The organism is Bacillus cereus group sp. BceL062 (assembly GCF_051780025.1).
GTDB lineage: Bacteria > Bacillota > Bacilli > Bacillales > Bacillaceae_G > Bacillus_A > Bacillus_A toyonensis.
Genome location: NZ_JBPWGY010000005.1, coordinates 181,454 through 198,373 on the forward strand (window position 1 = coordinate 181,454; position 16,920 = coordinate 198,373).

Genomic DNA, 16,920 nt, shown 5'->3' on the forward strand with positions numbered 1-16,920 from the left:
TTTTTTTATACAACACTTTACTATCTATTTGCTTTCTTTCTTCTAAATAACATAAGTAATCCCGCTCCAATAAATGCAAGACCCGCTCCAATTGTAGAAGCAACACTTGCACCTGTTTTCGGTAAATCACGTTCATCTTTGTCAGCTTCTTTATTTTCACTTACAGTTGTCGTTGTTTCTTTTGTATTTTGATCATCTGTTGTAGTTTGTCCAGATCCTGCATTGTTTCCACTATTACCTTCATTTGTTGGTGGTGTCGTTGGATTCCCTCCATTATTACCTTCACCTGTTGGTGGTGTCGTTGGATTCCCTCCATTATTGCCTTCACCTGTTGGTGGTGTCGTTGGATTTCCTCCATTATTACCTTCACCTGTTGGTGGCGTTGTTGGTTTTTCTCCACCATCGTTCTTCTTCGTTATATCAATTGCATATTTAGCAAATTCATTTTCAGATGGCCCAACATATGATATTTTCCCATCTTTCTTTATATACTTTTGTGCATTTGGTGAAGAATCAAATGTTGTATTTAATTTATCTGCAACAATCGGCTTAAATGTCCAGTTTTGATCGGCTGCCGGATTAATAACTGGTGTTTCTTGCATATACTTCACAATGATTTGACGTGTTTCATCTTGTGATTGGTATACAACTTCCCCTTTACTTACACCTGGGAACGTTTGGCTACTTCCACGATAGTTATTTGTAGCGACGATAAATTCTTGATTGTCAGCTACTGGCTTACCTTCATACGTCATATTTATAATACGATTCGTATTTGCATTTACAACTTTTCCATCTTTATCGTATTTCGCTGGTTGCGTCACATCAATTTCGTATTTTAAACCATCTAAAATATCAAAGTTATATGTAGGATAGCCTATATTTACTAACGGCTGTTCTTTCGTTTCCTTTGGATCAATTTTATTAAACTGACCTGCAGACATTTCAAGCCATTCTTTCACTTGCGCTCCATTTACTTTTACAGCATATAAAGTATTTGGATATACATATAAATCTGCAACGTTTTTAATTGCTAACGTTCCAGCTGGAATATCCGTATAATATGTAGCACCGTTTCGGCCACCTGCTTTAAATGGTGCGCCTGCAGATAAAACTGGTATTCCTTTATATTTACTATATTGTCCATTTTCAGCAAACAACTTTTCGACATACCATTTTTGGGCATTTGTCACAAGTTGCACAGAAGGATCATCTTGTACTAATGAGAAATAACTATTAATTGGCGCTGTCGTTTTTCCTACAGCTGTATTCACATAATCAATTGTCGCTTGATGATCATCTTTAATTTCATTAACTAAATTTTGATCAGATTGTACTAATGGGTTTCCTTTACTATCAGCAATCGGACGAAGTTGTGGCTTCGATTGCTCTTTTTGTACTTCCCATTTTCCGTTTACCTTTTTCAATTGCATATCAATAATACCTAAGTTACTTCCAAACACACCAGGCATTACAACTGGAACACCATTAAATACATCCTTCACTTCAGTATGTGAATGTCCCATTAATACTGCATCTACACCAGTAACTTCTGTTAAATAATACGATGCGTTTTCCATGCCAACGTTGTATCCACTCTTATCAACACCAGAATGCGCTAGTGCAACGATAACATCTGCACCTTCCGCTTTCATTTTCGGAACCATTTTCTTCGCTGTTTCAACTATATCTTTCGCTTTAACTTTTCCTTCTAAATTTGCTTTATCCCAGTTCATAACTTGAGGTGGAACAAATCCCATTACCCCAATTTTCACCTTCTGTTTTTGACCTGATTCATCTTCTACTTCTTTTTCAAAAATATGATATGGTTTAAAGTAATTTTGGTCGTTCTCTTCATTATTATCTTTATCATCTTTATAGACGTTCGAGTTAATAACCGGGAACTTTGTTTTACTAATCACTTTGTTTAAATAATCTAAACCATAGTTAAATTCATGATTCCCAAGAGAGATGACGTCATACTTCATTAAATTCATTACACGATATAATGGATGTGTATAACTAGGATCCACAGGATTTTTCGGATCGTTTATTTTATTCGCTACATAATCTCCAAGCGGTGTCCCTTGTAATGCATCTCCATCATCAAATAGGACAGAGTTCTTCGCTTCTTCACGTGCTTTATTAACAAGTGTTGCCGTTTGCACGAGACCTACTTTATTATCTGTTTTCGTTTGATAATAATCGTAATTCATTAAGTTAACATGAATATCTGATGTTTCTAGAATTCGTAAGTTAACTGTACTCTCCCCAGTATTCTCATCCGCATGAGCTGTTGTTGGCAATACTTGCGGCGCTATTACACCTATAGCAAGAGTTGCTCCAGCTAGCATTTTTTTTGACTTTTTCACAAAAAATCCCCCTTATACAATTACCAGAAATAATGAAATGAATCCCTATCGGTCCATAATCACATACCTTTTTTCTTCTATTAGAGACACGATTTTCATTTCATCCTGCGCTAACGAGTAGTCCCCTTAAACGCTCGATTAATGAAGACTAACAATTAACGGGAGATAAAGCTCCCACTAAGTAGCATTTCACCTTATCTGACATTATCATATATAAAACTCTTTCGTATCGTCAATATTTTTTGACAAACTTCAACAAATTTTCTGTAAAGTTATTGTAAACTTTTCATAAACATATAATATGCCCTTACATTGCTAATACTGCTGAATATGATACAATTACCAATTACAAGGAGGATGAATTTATGAAAAAAGTCATCTTAATAGTTGTTTGTCTCCTCCTTCTAATCATTTCTTATTCTAATTTTGACAAGAACGATGAGACAAAACAAAACGAACCTGAAGACAAAACAGAGAAAACATCTGCTCCAAGTTGGATTGATAAGCAAACAAACGACTCCTTTTATCACCTCGTATTAGGTGATTCACTCGCTAAAGGATATGGATCGACACAAGGTGGATTTGCTGAATTAGCTTCCAGACAAATAGAAGCACAAATTCATAAACCAATTACAGTAGAAAATCTTGGGATAAACGGCCTTACTACAGATCGTCTCGCTAAAAAAGTTCAATCAGAAGATGTAAAGCAAAAAATTAGAGCTGCAAATATAATTACGATTAATATTGGAGGAAATAATTTATTTCGCTTAAATCGTGATGTCGGTGTTATAGATGGTATTAAAATGTTAAATAAAGAAAAAGCTCATTTTGAAGCGGATATAAAAACTATTGTAAAGACAGTTCGAGATCAAAATCCGAACGCTTTACTCATTCTCTCAGAACTCTATAACCCGTTACAACTCGATGACTCCATCGCAAGTTATGCAGACATGTTTTTAGACGGATGGAATGAATCCGTTTATTCCATTTCAAAAGCAAATCAACCGTCTATCGTTTTACCAATTCGTAAATTAATATCGAATGATAAAAAAGATTTACTATTTGACCAAGTGCACCCAAATGATAACGGCTATGCGATTATTGCTAATACATTTACAAAGCAAGTGTTATCCTACAAATATTAAAGCTGCTGTGAAACAATTCTATTTTTATACCATGTCTTTTTTGTTACAATGAAAGTGGAAGGGGGCCTTTATATGGAATCACGCGAGTGGGAACGTATTGTTGATCATCTTCTTTCGCTAGTGCCTCTTTTTTATCGCAAATTTATGCTTCCTGGAGAATTTTCTTCTCAAAGACATATGCCGCCATCACATACACAAGTATTACTACTTTTGCATGAAAATGGCACATTAGCAGTTTCCGAAATCGGCAAGCGGCTAGCGATTTCAAGGCCTAACATGACACCTCTATTAAACAAACTTATTCAAGAGGAACTAATAGAGCGTCATTATAGCGAAAAAGATCGACGGGTCATTTTAATTTCTCTAACAGCTGAAGGGAAATTATTAGTAAATCAGTATCAGCAATTCATTTTAGACAAACTAAAAGAAAATTTCCAAACATTATCTGAGGAAGAGCGCGAAAAGCTCATTCAATCTCTTCAAACCATTCAAAATTTAATTTTGAAAACAAACGCATAAAGCTGCTTCTAAATAGAAGCAGCTTTATGATTCATAATAGTTACCGTAGTATACATTTGAATATGGCCATGTCGTTAAATATGGTTTTTGATCTTGCGTCGATTGTTGTGGTGGTATTTGTGGCAATTGCTGAAATTGTTGCTGTTGATACACTCCAACTTGCTGTCTCAGATCATTTACTGGATAATAATTTATATATGGGTATACTTGAGGTACATAGTAATAATACATCCATTCTCTCCCCCTTTTTCTTAAACATATTCAAAGGAGAAAATGAATGTGCCATTCTTTATATTTGTACAAGTGGTTCTCTCACTTTTTTCTTTCTGTTCTTCAAACGTAACTTACGATTCTTTTCATATAAATAATGCACAACGAAATATGAAACTACACCGAATACAACTCCTAAAATTGTCATTCCAATTAATACATATACTTCACTCTGTAATAAGCTCTTTAACATCGTGAAAATGTGACTTGAAAACAAGTCCGATATCGTGAATGGTTCATGATGTATTTTTTGTACATGAAATGGATAAATCATTTTCCCTAGCGCATACGCAAGCGGAAATAAAAACACTGGGAGAAACGATATTTTCCCAATAATATTGCCAATAACTGCAGCAGGAAATGATCCTTTTGCTAATCGAACGATTGGATAAAATATTACATATACGAGCGATGCTGTATAAATTACTAACATTTCTAAACCAAAACCAATAGCAAAACCTAACGACACTTTCTTTGCTCCTTCTGGCGATCGAAGCAACTTATAATATTGAAACTTTAATATTCTCCACATCCGCTGAAAAAACGAATATGTTTGCTTAGTTGTTTTCACTCTCATCATCTCTTTAACTATATTTTATATGTAGTATGTCCTTACACGCACTGAATAACAAATTTAGTTTTCTCTTTCTATTATAAATGATATAAAAATGATTAACCAAATATACATCCGACATTTTAATATAAAAAACCTTCCTTTTAGGAAGGTTCTTCTACATTATTAAATAAACTTACTAATAATGCTTTTTGAGCATGTAATCGATTACCAGCTTGCTCAAAAACGATAGACTGTGGTCCATCAATAATTTCTCCTGTTACTTCTTCTTCACGATGAGCAGGTAAACAGTGTAAGAAACGATATGTTTGCTTTGCATGCATAACAAGTTCTTTATTGATTTGATAAGGTTGAAATAAAGTATATTTCTCTTCTTCTCCATCTTGCCCCATACTCATCCAAACATCAGTATAAATAAAATCTGCTTCCTGTACCGCTAATTCAGGATTATGCAAAATTTCAATTTCAGCGCCTGTTTCTTTAGCAATCGCTAACGCTTTTTTAACAATTTCCTCATTCGGTTCATACCCTACGGGTGTTGCCACAGTCATATTCATTCCGACTTTTGCACTCGCTAACAGTAACGAATGACACACATTATTCCCATCACCTACATAAGCCAATTTAATTCCTTTAAATGTATTCACTTCTTCATATATCGTCATTAAATCGGCTAATGCTTGACAAGGATGATGATCATCCGTTAATCCATTAATAACAGGAATGCTCGATTCTTTTGCCAGCTCTTCTACATCCGCGTGTGAGAATGTACGTATCATAATCCCATCAATATAATGAGACAGTACTTTCGCAGTATCAGAAACGGTCTCTCCTCTTCCGATTTGCATCTCCTTCCCACTTAAAAACATTCCATGTCCTCCGAGCTGTACCATTCCTGCTTCAAAAGATACACGAGTACGAGTTGAATGTTTATCAAAGATAAGCCCTAATATTTTACCTTGTAATAAAGGCTCTTGCTTATTCTTTTTTAAATATATAGCGAACTCAATTAAAGAAATAATCTCTTCTTTCGTTAATTCTTCTAGTGTTAAAAGATCTTTCGTATTTAATTTCGGTACTTGTACAGTTGACATGAAATTTCCCCCTTATATGATTGATACGTTTTTTGTACAAACTACTTTTTTTATCATATATACTGCCTGTTCTAACTCTTCATTCGTTACAATGAGTGGCGGTAATAGTCTTATGACATTAGGCCCTGCTTGTAATACGAGTAGCCCGTCTTTTTCAAGTTGTTCTATAAAATTTGAAACTTCATGCTTACATTCGATTCCAATCATAAGCCCCTTGCCACGAATATTTTGAATACATTCGACATGACATAACTCTTCTTGCAATCTCTTTAATACGTATTCGCCCTTTTCCTGTACGTCTTTTAAAAAGGATGGTTCCTTGCTTACCTGTAACACTTCTTTCGCAGCAGTCATCGCAATATAATTCCCTCCAAAAGTTGAACCGTGTGATCCCGCATTAAAAGAAGAGCCAAGTTCTTTCCTACCAATTACTGCTCCAACGGGAATACCATTTCCAAGAGCCTTAGCGATAGTAACGATATCAGGTTTTATTCCCATCTGTTCGTAAGCGAATAGTGTTCCGGTTCTTCCTATACCCGTTTGTACTTCGTCTATAATAAATAGAGAACCGTACTTATTACATAATATTTCGATTTCTTTCAAAAAAAACGAATCAGCTAGTATGATTCCGCCCTCTCCTTGAACAACTTCTATCATTACTGCTGCAACTTCTTCATTCATTACTTCCTCTAATGCTTGTATATCGTTAAAAGGGATATGTAAAAAAGACGGAAGTAGTGGACCAAACCCTTCTTTCACCTTATCTTGACCTGTTGCACTCATCGTTCCAAATGTTCTACCGTGAAAAGACTGCTCACATGTTACGACTAGAGATTTTCCAGTATGCTTACGAGCTAGCTTTAAAGCTGCTTCATTCGCCTCTGCCCCGCTATTACAAAAAAACACATAATCTAATGCTGTATTTTCTGTTACTAACGATGCAACCTCTTCTTGTAAGGAGTTTGTAAATAAATTCGATATATGCCATATGTCTCTAAGTTGCTTTTCAACCGCCTTTACAACAGTAGGATGACAATGTCCTAAATTACATACTCCAATACCGGAAGTGAAATCTACATATTGCTTACCATGTTTATCAATAACTTTCGTTCCATTCCCCTTTACAAACTCAACGTTTCTTCTTCCATACGTTTGAAAAAGATGACTCGTCATACGATACTCACGCCTTTCGTTACCGTCGTTCCGATACACTCACCTGTGACCTTAGTAAAATCCTTTGTACCATTCACAATACTTACCTTTTGTACTCCCATTTTTAATGATGTAAGTGCCGCCCGTACTTTCGGAATCATCCCGCCTGTAATAACACCTTTTTCTATAAAAGTAACAATTTCAGGTTCATCTGTTTTTTTTACTAATTTTCCTTCATGTAATATCCCATCTACATCTGTAATGAAAATAAGTTCTTTTGCGGATAGCGCATCCGCAATCCCAGCTGCAGCAGTATCCGCATTTATGTTATACACCTCATTACCATTTATTCCGATTGGGGCAATAACAGGAATATAATTCATATCTATTAATTTTTTTAATAAGGTTGTTTCTACATAACTTACCTCTCCTACATATCCTATTTCTTCGCTGACAGGTTGAACTTGAAGTAAATTACCATCACACCCTGAAAGCCCTACGGCCAGTAAATTATGCTTTTGTAAATTCATTACAAACTTTTTATTTGTACTACCACATAGCACCATTTGAACAACATCCCTCACTTCTTTTGGTGTTACTCGTAATCCATCTCTTTTTTCCACTTTGATATGACACTCTTTTAATTTGGCATCAATTTCTGGTCCACCACCATGGACAATCACTACCTTATACTTCTGTTGCAATTTCTTTATACAATCAAAAAACACATGATTTAATTGATTCAACATACTACCGCCGCATTTAATTACGATATAATCACTCATCTTCTCTCTCCTTATGTACGATAACAAGCGTTTATTTTTACATAATCATAACTTAAGTCGCATCCCCAAGCTGATCCGGTCTCTTTTCCTACATGTAAATACACATCAATAATAATTTCATGTTCTTTTAATTTCTTTTTCATTTCCTCTTCAGAAAATATTTGAGGTTCACTATTTTTTAGCACAACGATAGATTGAAGAGTAATATCAATTGTATTTGGATTAATCGTTACTTCACTTTGTCCAATACTGCTAATAATTCGCCCCCAATTTGGGTCTTCACCGTGTATTGCGGTTTTCACAAGACTTGAACCAACTATTTGCTTTGCAATTTTCTTTGCCTCTTCACTCGCTTTAGCCCCTAACACATTTACTTCTATTAACTTCGTAGCACCTTCACCATCTTGTGCAATTTTTTTTGCTAAATCTTCACATACCTTCTGTAAAGTAAATACGAAAGTTTCCCAATCTGTGTGTTCCATATTGATTGGTTTCGTTTCCGACAATCCACTTGCCATAACGATGACCATATCATTTGTAGAAGTATCTCCATCTACCGTAATTTGGTTAAATGTATGATTCGTAATTTGTGATAATGCTGTTTGCAATACTTCATGCTCTATATTGGCATCTGTTGTAATAAAACTAAGCATCGTTGCCATATTCGGATGAATCATTCCTGAACCTTTAGCAACACCAGCGATAGTCACTTCTTTTCCATCAATAATCATCTCATAACAAGTTTCTTTCGTTATAAGATCCGTCGTTAAAATTGCTTCACAAAAAGAATGAGCTTCACTTACTTCTTTTGTCGGTATAAGAGATGTAACTCCCTTGCGGATGCTATCCATCGGTAAAGGTACTCCAATTACACCAGTTGAACCGACCGCAACGTAATTTTCTTTCATCCCAAAATGTTCTGCCCCTAATGCGCGCATCTCGTAAGCGTCTTGCAAACCTTTCATTCCTGTACAAGCATTTGCATTTCCGCTATTAACGATAATTGCTTGTAATTTCCCTTCAGTTGCTATACTATCTTTCGTTACTTGCAGGGGTGCTGCTTGTATTTGATTTGTTGTATAAACAGCGGCGCACGATGCTGGTACGTCACAAACGATTGCACCTAAATCCTTTTTCTCCTTTTTCAAACCATTTCTAGTACCGATTGCCGAGAAGCCTTTCGGCGTTACAATTGAACCACTTTCTAATTTTGTAATAGACGCTACTTTAATCATCATGTCCCCCTTATGGATAAAGCGGCATATGCTGTAAACCTGTTGTCTCTTCCAATCCCGCTAATACATTTGCGTTTTGAATCGCTTGCCCAGCCGCACCTTTCATCATATTGTCTATAACAGAAACGACCGTAACTCTTTCTGTTCTTTCATCGTAAGCTACCCCAATATCACAATAATTTGAGCCCCTTACTTCTTTCGGACTTGGAAATTCTCCATGAGAGCGAACTCGAACGAAAGCTGAGTATTCATACGTTTCTTCATACAATTTTTGAAGCTGCTCTATTTTCATTTCCTTTTTCACTTTCGCATAAAGTGTAATCATAATCCCCCGTGATATCGGTATTAAATGTGTACTAAACGTGATTGGCTTCATTTCACTATTCCACTCTGCAAGCATTTGCTCAATCTCAGGAATATGCTGATGCTGATTAACTTTATAAATGTGTAAGTTATCATATAACTCAGGAAAGTGAGCCATTGTTGTTGGCGTTTTGCCCGCTCCAGATACTCCTGATTTCGCATCAATAATAATGGAATCTTCTTCAATTATGCCGCTACGCATTAACGGCGCTATCGCTAATAATACAGCTGTAGCAAAACATCCTGGGTTTGCAATTAAATCTGCATTTTGAACCTCAGACCTTTTCCATTCACTTAGCCCATATACTGCTTTCCTAAGAATTTCTTCTTGTGCAGCTGGCCTTTTATACCACAGTTCATATGATGAGGGATCTATCATACGAAAGTCTCCAGATAGGTCAATTACTTTTAAACCTACCTGTAATAACTTTGGAGTTAATTCTGCCGATACACCTGCTGGGGTTGCTAAAAATACAATTTCTGCTTCCTTCTCTATTTCCTCCACATCAATTTCTTGTAACGTATGGACAAGGATATTTCGAAAATGTGGATATACATTCGCTATACACTCACCAACTTGCGAAAAAGAATGGAGAGATGCTATCGAAAAATACGGATGCTGCTCTAATAACCGAATTAATTCAATACCTCCATATCCAGTTGCTCCAATAATTGCGACTTTCATAAGTTCCTCCTCATATTGATTCTTTAAATTAAGTATGATTATAATATTGTATATTTATAGAGTCAATTAAATATTTATAAATTTTTTAAAACTAAAAAACTTAATTTTACTAGAAAAATAATATACTCAACCGAATTTTTATACAAAATAGTGCATGGTAGTTTTTTTATTTCACTTCAAGTACAATAAAACAATACATACGTACATACAGGCGGGGAAAAATATGAACGAAAAGTTAATTGAGAAAATGATTATAAAAAGTTTTCAACAATATCAATGCAGTCCAATATCAAAAGAAGATCAGGAAATGCTAGTGAAACATATTCAAACGGTGACTCATTCAAATATTGAAATTGATTTATACGAGGAGATTGAGGATATTGTTTATGATTATGTGACTGGAAAACAATAAAAAATAGGAGATTTCCATGTGGAAATCTCCTATTTTTTACTTAATGATTTACCTGCTACACGTTCAAACAAACCTGGGAATAAAGCATAAAGTTTTGGGCCAATTCCCATCCACTTCGGTAAGTTTACTTCACGTTTTTTCGTGTGCATCGACTTTACGATTTGTTCTGCTACGTATGTTGGTTTTAACATGTAACGTCCCATATTCTTTACATATGTACCAGATTGATCCGCTATTTCAAAAAAGTTTGTATCTATCGGACCTGGATTAATCGCTGTAACATAAATATCTGTATTCGCTAATTCCATGCGTAAACTATTCGTAAATCCTAATACAGCATGTTTCGTTGCTGCATACGCACTTGATTTCGGAGTTGCAATTTTTCCGGCAAGTGAAGCAATATTAATAATATGTCCTTCGCTTCTTTTTACCATATAAGGTAATACCACTTTCGTACAAGCTACTAGTCCAAATACATTTACTTGGAACATATCCTTTACTTCATCCATTGATGCCTCTTCAAACGTTTTAAAAATACCAAAACCCGCATTGTTTACCAATATATCAATACGTCCCACTTCTTGTAATACCTTTGAAAAAACAGATTGTATTTTCGTCTCTTCACTTACGTCTAATACATAATAATAGCAAGGCGTATCATAAGTTTTTTTTATTTTGTCTGCTAACGCTTGTAGTTTCTCCTCTGTTCGAGCCATTAATACTGGAGTCGCTCCCTGCTCTGCAACTTGCATTGCAACTTGCTCTCCAATTCCACTAGAAGCGCCTGTAATGACGATTACTTTTTCTTGTAAGCGTCCTGTCATTGCTGTCACCTACTTTGCATAATAAATCAATTGTTGCGAAGATTCATCAATCATCACTTGTTGATTATATGCTAAAAAGTCTAATTGTCCAACAGTTTCGGAGATAGTAAGCGGCAATTGTTCTTTATATAATACTGGAAATAGCTTCACACATACTTCAAATGCTGTCATCGGTTTTTCCTTTAATAACTCAAGTACTTTAAATGCACGTGTTTCTTGCTTTTGTAACCTCGTTTCAATAAGTTGTTTCACATTTAGAACATCTTCCCCATGCCCTGATAAAATACGTGAAATATTCATTTCACTTAAACGTTTTAACGTTTGATTGTATTGTAGCAATGGACGTGCTCTTTCCGTTTGCCCTTCATATGGTGGTTCTAATATTGGATTTGAAGAAATATGACTAATGAGAGCATCCCCACCAATTAATATCCCATCGGATTCTCTATATAAAGAAATATGAGTAGAAGCATGACCTGGGGTTTCAATTACTGTAAACCCAGGTAAAGAATCAATACGATCCCCCTCTCTCACAGTATATGTTAACGATCTATTACAAGAATATTTAAGTGTCCTTGTCGTCAATAATGCCTCGTCATTCAAAAATGCTGCTGGAACACCGAACTGCAAGGCTGTCTCTCTAAAAAACTCATGATACCGCTTTAAAAACTCTGGATTTTGCGTGATCCACGGCTCATTCCAAGGGTGTCCAATAATATTCGTTTTCTCAGAAAATATATTTAAAAGTCCACAATGATCCGCATGATGATGCGTAATCACTACCGTTTCAATATCTTCTATCGTATAACCTAATGTACCTAATTGACTTTCTAACGCATTTTTTGCCTCTTCTGTATTCGTCCCTGTATCAATTAATGTTAATGTCTCCCCCTCAACTAAAAACACATTCACAGTCTCAACTGCAAATGGCACAGGAATCTCCATTCGGTGAATCGCCGTCATGCTTAGCCCCCCTGACTCTTTCCGGTTCAAAAATGAATACCTCTTCAGTTTACAACTTCTACATAAATTTGTCATTATTTTCAGATAAAAAGAGGTGTTTTCTATAAAAAACCGAATGTATGTACATTTATAAGTATTTCTAACCAAGTTTAAAGGAGGAACATCATGTCTATTCAAAACATATCCTTTCTCGGTGCAGGCTCTATTGCCGAAGCGATTATTGGTGGATTGTTACACGCAAATGTAGTTAAAGGAGAACAAATTACCGTAAGTAATCGTTCTAACGAGACAAGGTTACAAGAGCTACATACAAAATATGGTGTCAAAGGTACGCATAACAAAAAAAAACTACTTGCTAATACAAATATTCTTTTTCTAGCAATGAAACCAAAGGATGTTGCAGAAGCGCTTACCCCTCTTAAAGAATATATAAATAAGGATTTGCTTATTATTTCGTTATTAGCAGGTGTTTCTACTCACTCGATTAGAAACCTACTTCAAAAAAACGTTCCGATCATTCGTGCAATGCCAAATACATCTGCCGCTATTTTAAAATCAGCTACCGCTATTTCGCCTTCAAAACATACAACAGCGGAACATATTCAAACTGCAAAATCTTTATTTGAAACGGTCGGTCTCGTCTCTGTTGTAGAGGAAGAAGATATGCATGCTGTGACTGCATTGTCTGGAAGTGGACCAGCTTATATTTATTACGTAGTAGAGGCGATGGAAGACGCCGCAAAAAAAATTGGTTTAAAAGAAGATGTTGCAAAATCGCTTATTCTTCAGACGATGATTGGTGCTGCTGAAATGCTAAAAGCAAGCGAAAAACACCCTTCTATTTTGCGAAAGGAAATTACATCTCCTGGCGGAACTACCGAAGCAGGCATTGAAGTATTACAGGAAAATAAATTTCAACAAGCACTCGTTTCTTGTATTACACAGGCAACGAAACGATCACATGATCTTGGAAAAACATTGGAACAACTCACAAAAGAAAAATAAAAATGGAGCTCAATCTTACTTGAGCTCCATTTTTTATCATCATATACTTTTAGTTATTACTCTTTCCAAAAATCTCTTCTTGTAGACGACGACCTGTCGGTGTTGCTGCAAGCCCGCCTTCAGCTGTTTCACGAAGTGCTACTGGCATCGTTTGTCCGATTCTAAACATTGCCTCAATCACTTCATCACATGGAATTGTACTCGTTACACCAGCTAATGATAAATCCGCTGAAATCATCGCATTTGAAGCACCCGCTGCATTACGCTTTACACAAGGTACTTCTACAAGTCCTGCAACAGGATCGCACACTAAACCAAGCATATTCTTTAATGAAATTGCCATCGCTGTAGCTGCTTGATCTGGTGTTCCACCAGCCATCTCAACTGCTGCTGCCGCTGCCATTCCACTTGCTGAACCAACTTCTGCTTGGCATCCTCCTGCCGCACCAGAAATACAAGCATTATTCGCAACTACCATACCGAAAGCTCCTGCTGTAAATAAAAATTCAATCATTTCTTCACGTGTAGGTTGTAATTTTTCTTTCAGTGCAAACAGTACACCTGGCACTGTTCCAGCAGAACCTGCTGTTGGTGTTGCACAAATAATCCCCATCGCCGCGTTTACTTCATTTGTTGCAACAGCTTTACTCACTGCGTCCAAAATCGTATCTCCAGATAAGCCTTTTCCGCTCTTCATATACGCTTGAACTTTTACAGCATCACCGCCAGTTAAACCAGTTGGTGATTTCACGCCGCGAATACCACGTTCTACTGCTTGTTCCATCACGACTAAGTTCTTTTCCATACCAGCAATTACTTCTTCACGTGAAATATGTCTTGTTTCCATTTCACATTGAATCATAATTTCTGCGATTTTTACATTTTGTTCTTTAGCTTGCGCCACTAGTTCCGCTGCGTTCCGAAACATGGTGTGTCCCCCCTGCAATTAATCCATAATAGTTACTTGACAAATATTTTGTTGCCCTTTTATTTCTTCAATCACTTCATCTGCTAACAATTCATCTGTTTCAATGACCATAAGCGCTCTTCTTCCTTTTTCTTTACGAGAAACGCTCATTGTACTAATGTTAATCTCGTGTTTCGCAAGAATGGAAGCTACAGCTGCGATAGCACCAAAGCGATCGTTATTTACAATAAGTAGTGCTGGACTCGTGCCTGTTAATTGAAGATCGAATCCGTTTAATTCTACAACTTCAATTTTACCGCCACCAATTGAGCAAGCAACAACTTCAATTTCCTCTTCACCTTTATACAGACGAATTTTCGCTGTATTTGGATGCGGAGCATTTGCATCTTCTTCAATGAATTCCACTTCAATCCCGCGTTCTTTTGCAATATCTAACGCACTTGGAATACGTAAATCATCTGTTTCAAATCCAAGTATTCCACCGATTAGCGCTACATCCGTACCGTGACCACGGTATGTTTTTGCAAATGAACCATATAATGAAATGCTAACTCTCTCTGGCTCATGACGAAACAGCTGACGAGCAACTTGCCCCATTCTTGCCGCGCCTGCTGTATGTGAACTTGATGGACCAATCATAACCGGACCAATAATATCAAACACTGAGCGGTACTTCATCATAACTCCCCCTAAACCTCTATGAAAAAAATTTATTCTACTATTTTATTAAGCTGCCACATTTGTTGCTGTTCCAGTTCTACCACGAATTTGTTCCGCTGTACGAATTGGATAGTTTTTGAATAAAATGAACCAATATCCTGAAATAATACCAGATACCATAATACATAAGAAATATAGCATTACTTTCATTTAAAACGATATAAGATAACCAGCAATAAATCCTGGTAGCAATCCAAAGTTTAACACAGAAGCCATTGCAAGCATAGCATAAACAGGTGATATAACCATTGCTAATACAACTAAAATTTGCACCCGCTACTCAACCTAGACTACCTGCTGATGTTCTGAACTCTTTTAAAGAGTGGTATACCAATTAAATCCCCACCAACTTATTATTAAAAAAGCTTCTACTAAAGCACTTGCAACAGCTACACTAGCTAATCATACCGTTTAGCTAAAAAGTAAAAAAGACTTAGTACAAATAATGATATCTTTCCTATTATAATCTCCATATTACTCTCTCATGTTTTAGTCAACTTCACTTGTTACGACAATGACTAATATGCATGTGACTTATAATAAATTGTAATCTGCCCTCATTATAGCTTGTTTTTTATAAAACGCTTACTTTTGTTGAATTTTAAAAGTTCTGAATAAAAGTCCCTTTCTGCTATTTGTATTACTTGTATGTCATCTGACTTATATAACAGTTTTACTAAATAATCATTATTACGTATTTTTATCCTATATATTCAAACCATTCTAAGTTTCTGTATCATCCAAGTTTAAGTATAAAATAATAACAGTTTTATTTTTAAAATTTTTTAGACATAAAAAAATGGTAACCTAATGTTACCATTTTTCAAAAAATCATTATTTTTCTACTGGAAATGATTTTAAATCTGTCGCTATTTCTGTATTAGGGAATAACTCTCGTGCCTCTTTCAATAATTCCTTATATGTATCTCCTTGATAACGAGAACTAATGTGAGTTAATATTAATCGTTTCGCATTTGCATGAAGTGCAATGCTCGCAGCTTGCTTAGATGTGGAATGAAAATAATCATGCGCTTGTTGTTCATCGTCTGCCGCAAAAGTTGCTTCATGAACAAGTACATCAGCATTTTGTGCTAGCTCTCTACTCGCTTCGCAATATCGTGTATCACCTAAAATGGTAATAATTCTTCCCTTTTGAGGCGGACCGATAAAATCTTTTCCATTTAGTATCGTACCATTCTCTAATTCAACTACTTCTCCATCTTTTAAACGCTTAAAGATTGGCCCTGGTTTCACTCCCATTTCGAGCAATTTATCGACTAAAAGAACACCTTGTATATCTTTCTCTACAATACGATATCCAAAACATTCAATGCCATGTGACAATTTTTTCGTTTCTACATAAAACTCATTATCTTCAAACACAGTACCTTCTTCTGTTATCTCAACGATTTCAAGTGGATATTTCACATGTGTCGTACTTACTGATAATGCCACTTCAATAAATTGTTTAATTCCTTTCGGTCCGTACACTGTTAATTTTGTTGTTCCACCTTGAAACGAACGGCTACCCAATAAACCCGGCAATCCAAAAATATGATCGCCATGTAAATGCGTAATAAATATTTTTTCAATGCGGCGTGGACGTACAGACGTATGTAATATTTGATGTTGCGTCGCCTCGCCACAATCAAATAACCAAGTCTGTCCTCGTTCTTCTAACAACTGCAAAGCAATTGCTGAAACATTCCTTCCTTTTGAAGGAACACCTGCACCAGTTCCTAAAAATACAAATTCCACTTTCTTTCCTCCAGCTCTTTATATAATCTATCTTTCATCTTACGGAATGTTATTTCAAATGGCAAATTGAATTTACATAACCAATCATCTAGACAACTATATAACACGAACATTAT

19 protein-coding genes are annotated in these 16,920 nt (G+C 35.9%); 4 read left to right on the forward strand and 15 right to left on the reverse strand.

Translation table 11 applies throughout. From position 1 onward, the window contains the following. Positions 1-20: 20 nt before the first annotated feature. Positions 21-2,372: a bifunctional 2',3'-cyclic-nucleotide 2'-phosphodiesterase/3'-nucleotidase gene (cpdB, locus tag ACS2MN_RS14195; protein WP_224992970.1), complete on the reverse strand. Its 2,352-nt coding sequence runs from the start codon at positions 2,370-2,372 to the stop codon at positions 21-23. A gap of 365 nt (positions 2,373-2,737) precedes the next feature. On the opposite strand from cpdB, the gene ACS2MN_RS14200 reads away from it, so the two are divergent. Continuing rightward, positions 2,738-3,517, forward strand: a complete 780-nt coding sequence (locus tag ACS2MN_RS14200; protein ID WP_087969719.1) for a GDSL-type esterase/lipase family protein — start codon at positions 2,738-2,740, stop codon at positions 3,515-3,517. 72 nt (positions 3,518-3,589) lie between these two features. Then, positions 3,590-4,036 (forward strand): MarR family winged helix-turn-helix transcriptional regulator, encoded by a 447-nt coding sequence (locus ACS2MN_RS14205; protein WP_000445820.1) that lies wholly within the window; start codon positions 3,590-3,592, stop codon positions 4,034-4,036. Between the two features lie 24 nt (positions 4,037-4,060). Here ACS2MN_RS14205 and ACS2MN_RS14210 read toward each other — a convergent pair whose 3' ends face one another. From ACS2MN_RS14210 to argC, 7 genes are all read right to left on the reverse strand, one after another. Next, positions 4,061-4,267: a hypothetical protein gene (locus tag ACS2MN_RS14210; protein ID WP_000291937.1), complete on the reverse strand. Its 207-nt coding sequence runs from the start codon at positions 4,265-4,267 to the stop codon at positions 4,061-4,063. A 58-nt stretch (positions 4,268-4,325) separates the two neighbouring features. Next, positions 4,326-4,886 (reverse strand): DUF2062 domain-containing protein, encoded by a 561-nt coding sequence (locus ACS2MN_RS14215; RefSeq protein ID WP_002059978.1) that lies wholly within the window; start codon positions 4,884-4,886, stop codon positions 4,326-4,328. Positions 4,887-5,023: 137 nt separating this feature from the next. Further along, the gene (gene argF / locus ACS2MN_RS14220) at positions 5,024-5,974 is read right to left on the reverse strand and encodes an ornithine carbamoyltransferase (protein ID WP_000108847.1); all 951 of its coding nucleotides are present in this window, start codon (positions 5,972-5,974) and stop codon (positions 5,024-5,026) included. A 12-nt stretch (positions 5,975-5,986) separates the two neighbouring features. Beyond that, positions 5,987-7,147, reverse strand: a complete 1,161-nt coding sequence (locus tag ACS2MN_RS14225; RefSeq protein ID WP_000200531.1) for an acetylornithine transaminase — start codon at positions 7,145-7,147, stop codon at positions 5,987-5,989. Next, positions 7,144-7,911 (reverse strand): acetylglutamate kinase, encoded by a 768-nt coding sequence (gene argB / locus ACS2MN_RS14230; RefSeq protein WP_001286772.1) that lies wholly within the window; start codon positions 7,909-7,911, stop codon positions 7,144-7,146. Before argB ends, ACS2MN_RS14225 begins: the two co-directional genes overlap by 4 nt. Positions 7,912-7,922: 11 nt before the next feature. Continuing rightward, positions 7,923-9,146 carry a bifunctional glutamate N-acetyltransferase/amino-acid acetyltransferase ArgJ gene (argJ, locus tag ACS2MN_RS14235; protein ID WP_346994725.1) on the reverse strand — a complete coding sequence of 408 codons (1,224 nt, stop codon included), beginning with the start codon at positions 9,144-9,146 and terminating at the stop codon, positions 7,923-7,925. 10 nt (positions 9,147-9,156) lie between these two features. Beyond that, positions 9,157-10,194, reverse strand: coding sequence for an N-acetyl-gamma-glutamyl-phosphate reductase (argC, locus tag ACS2MN_RS14240; protein WP_000861210.1), 1,038 nt, complete (start codon positions 10,192-10,194; stop codon positions 9,157-9,159). A gap of 223 nt (positions 10,195-10,417) precedes the next feature. Between argC and ACS2MN_RS14245 the strand changes: the two genes are divergently transcribed. Further along, on the forward strand, positions 10,418-10,606 hold the full coding sequence (locus ACS2MN_RS14245) for a YqzH family protein (RefSeq protein ID WP_001003222.1): 189 nt from the start codon (positions 10,418-10,420) through the stop codon (positions 10,604-10,606). Between the two features lie 29 nt (positions 10,607-10,635). On the opposite strand, the gene ACS2MN_RS14250 is transcribed toward ACS2MN_RS14245, so the two are convergent. Together ACS2MN_RS14250 and ACS2MN_RS14255 are read right to left on the reverse strand one after the other, a co-directional pair. Beyond that, positions 10,636-11,430, reverse strand: a complete 795-nt coding sequence (locus tag ACS2MN_RS14250; protein WP_087949746.1) for an SDR family NAD(P)-dependent oxidoreductase — start codon at positions 11,428-11,430, stop codon at positions 10,636-10,638. Between the two features lie 9 nt (positions 11,431-11,439). Beyond that, positions 11,440-12,393, reverse strand: coding sequence for an MBL fold metallo-hydrolase (locus ACS2MN_RS14255; protein WP_088055238.1), 954 nt, complete (start codon positions 12,391-12,393; stop codon positions 11,440-11,442). A gap of 165 nt (positions 12,394-12,558) precedes the next feature. Between ACS2MN_RS14255 and proI the strand changes: the two genes are divergently transcribed. After that, complete coding sequence (gene proI / locus ACS2MN_RS14260; protein ID WP_000027278.1) at positions 12,559-13,398, forward strand: pyrroline-5-carboxylate reductase ProI; 840 nt, start codon at positions 12,559-12,561, stop codon at positions 13,396-13,398. A 49-nt stretch (positions 13,399-13,447) separates the two neighbouring features. Here the strand turns inward: proI and sdaAA are convergent, their stop codons facing one another. The 5 genes from sdaAA to rnz all read right to left on the reverse strand — a co-directional run bounded on the left by sdaAA (position 13,448) and on the right by rnz (position 16,804). After that, positions 13,448-14,326, reverse strand: a complete 879-nt coding sequence (sdaAA, locus tag ACS2MN_RS14265; RefSeq protein WP_000489451.1) for an L-serine ammonia-lyase, iron-sulfur-dependent, subunit alpha — start codon at positions 14,324-14,326, stop codon at positions 13,448-13,450. An 18-nt stretch (positions 14,327-14,344) separates the two neighbouring features. After that, positions 14,345-15,004: an L-serine ammonia-lyase, iron-sulfur-dependent subunit beta gene (gene sdaAB / locus ACS2MN_RS14270; protein ID WP_000877455.1), complete on the reverse strand. Its 660-nt coding sequence runs from the start codon at positions 15,002-15,004 to the stop codon at positions 14,345-14,347. A gap of 48 nt (positions 15,005-15,052) precedes the next feature. Next, positions 15,053-15,187, reverse strand: coding sequence for a hypothetical protein (locus ACS2MN_RS14275; protein ID WP_255257361.1), 135 nt, complete (start codon positions 15,185-15,187; stop codon positions 15,053-15,055). Between the two features lie 9 nt (positions 15,188-15,196). Beyond that, positions 15,197-15,319 (reverse strand): hypothetical protein, encoded by a 123-nt coding sequence (locus ACS2MN_RS14280; RefSeq protein WP_015000946.1) that lies wholly within the window; start codon positions 15,317-15,319, stop codon positions 15,197-15,199. 561 nt (positions 15,320-15,880) lie between these two features. Next, the gene (gene rnz / locus ACS2MN_RS14285) at positions 15,881-16,804 is read right to left on the reverse strand and encodes a ribonuclease Z (protein WP_000397436.1); all 924 of its coding nucleotides are present in this window, start codon (positions 16,802-16,804) and stop codon (positions 15,881-15,883) included. Between the last annotated feature and the right edge of the window lie 116 nt (positions 16,805-16,920).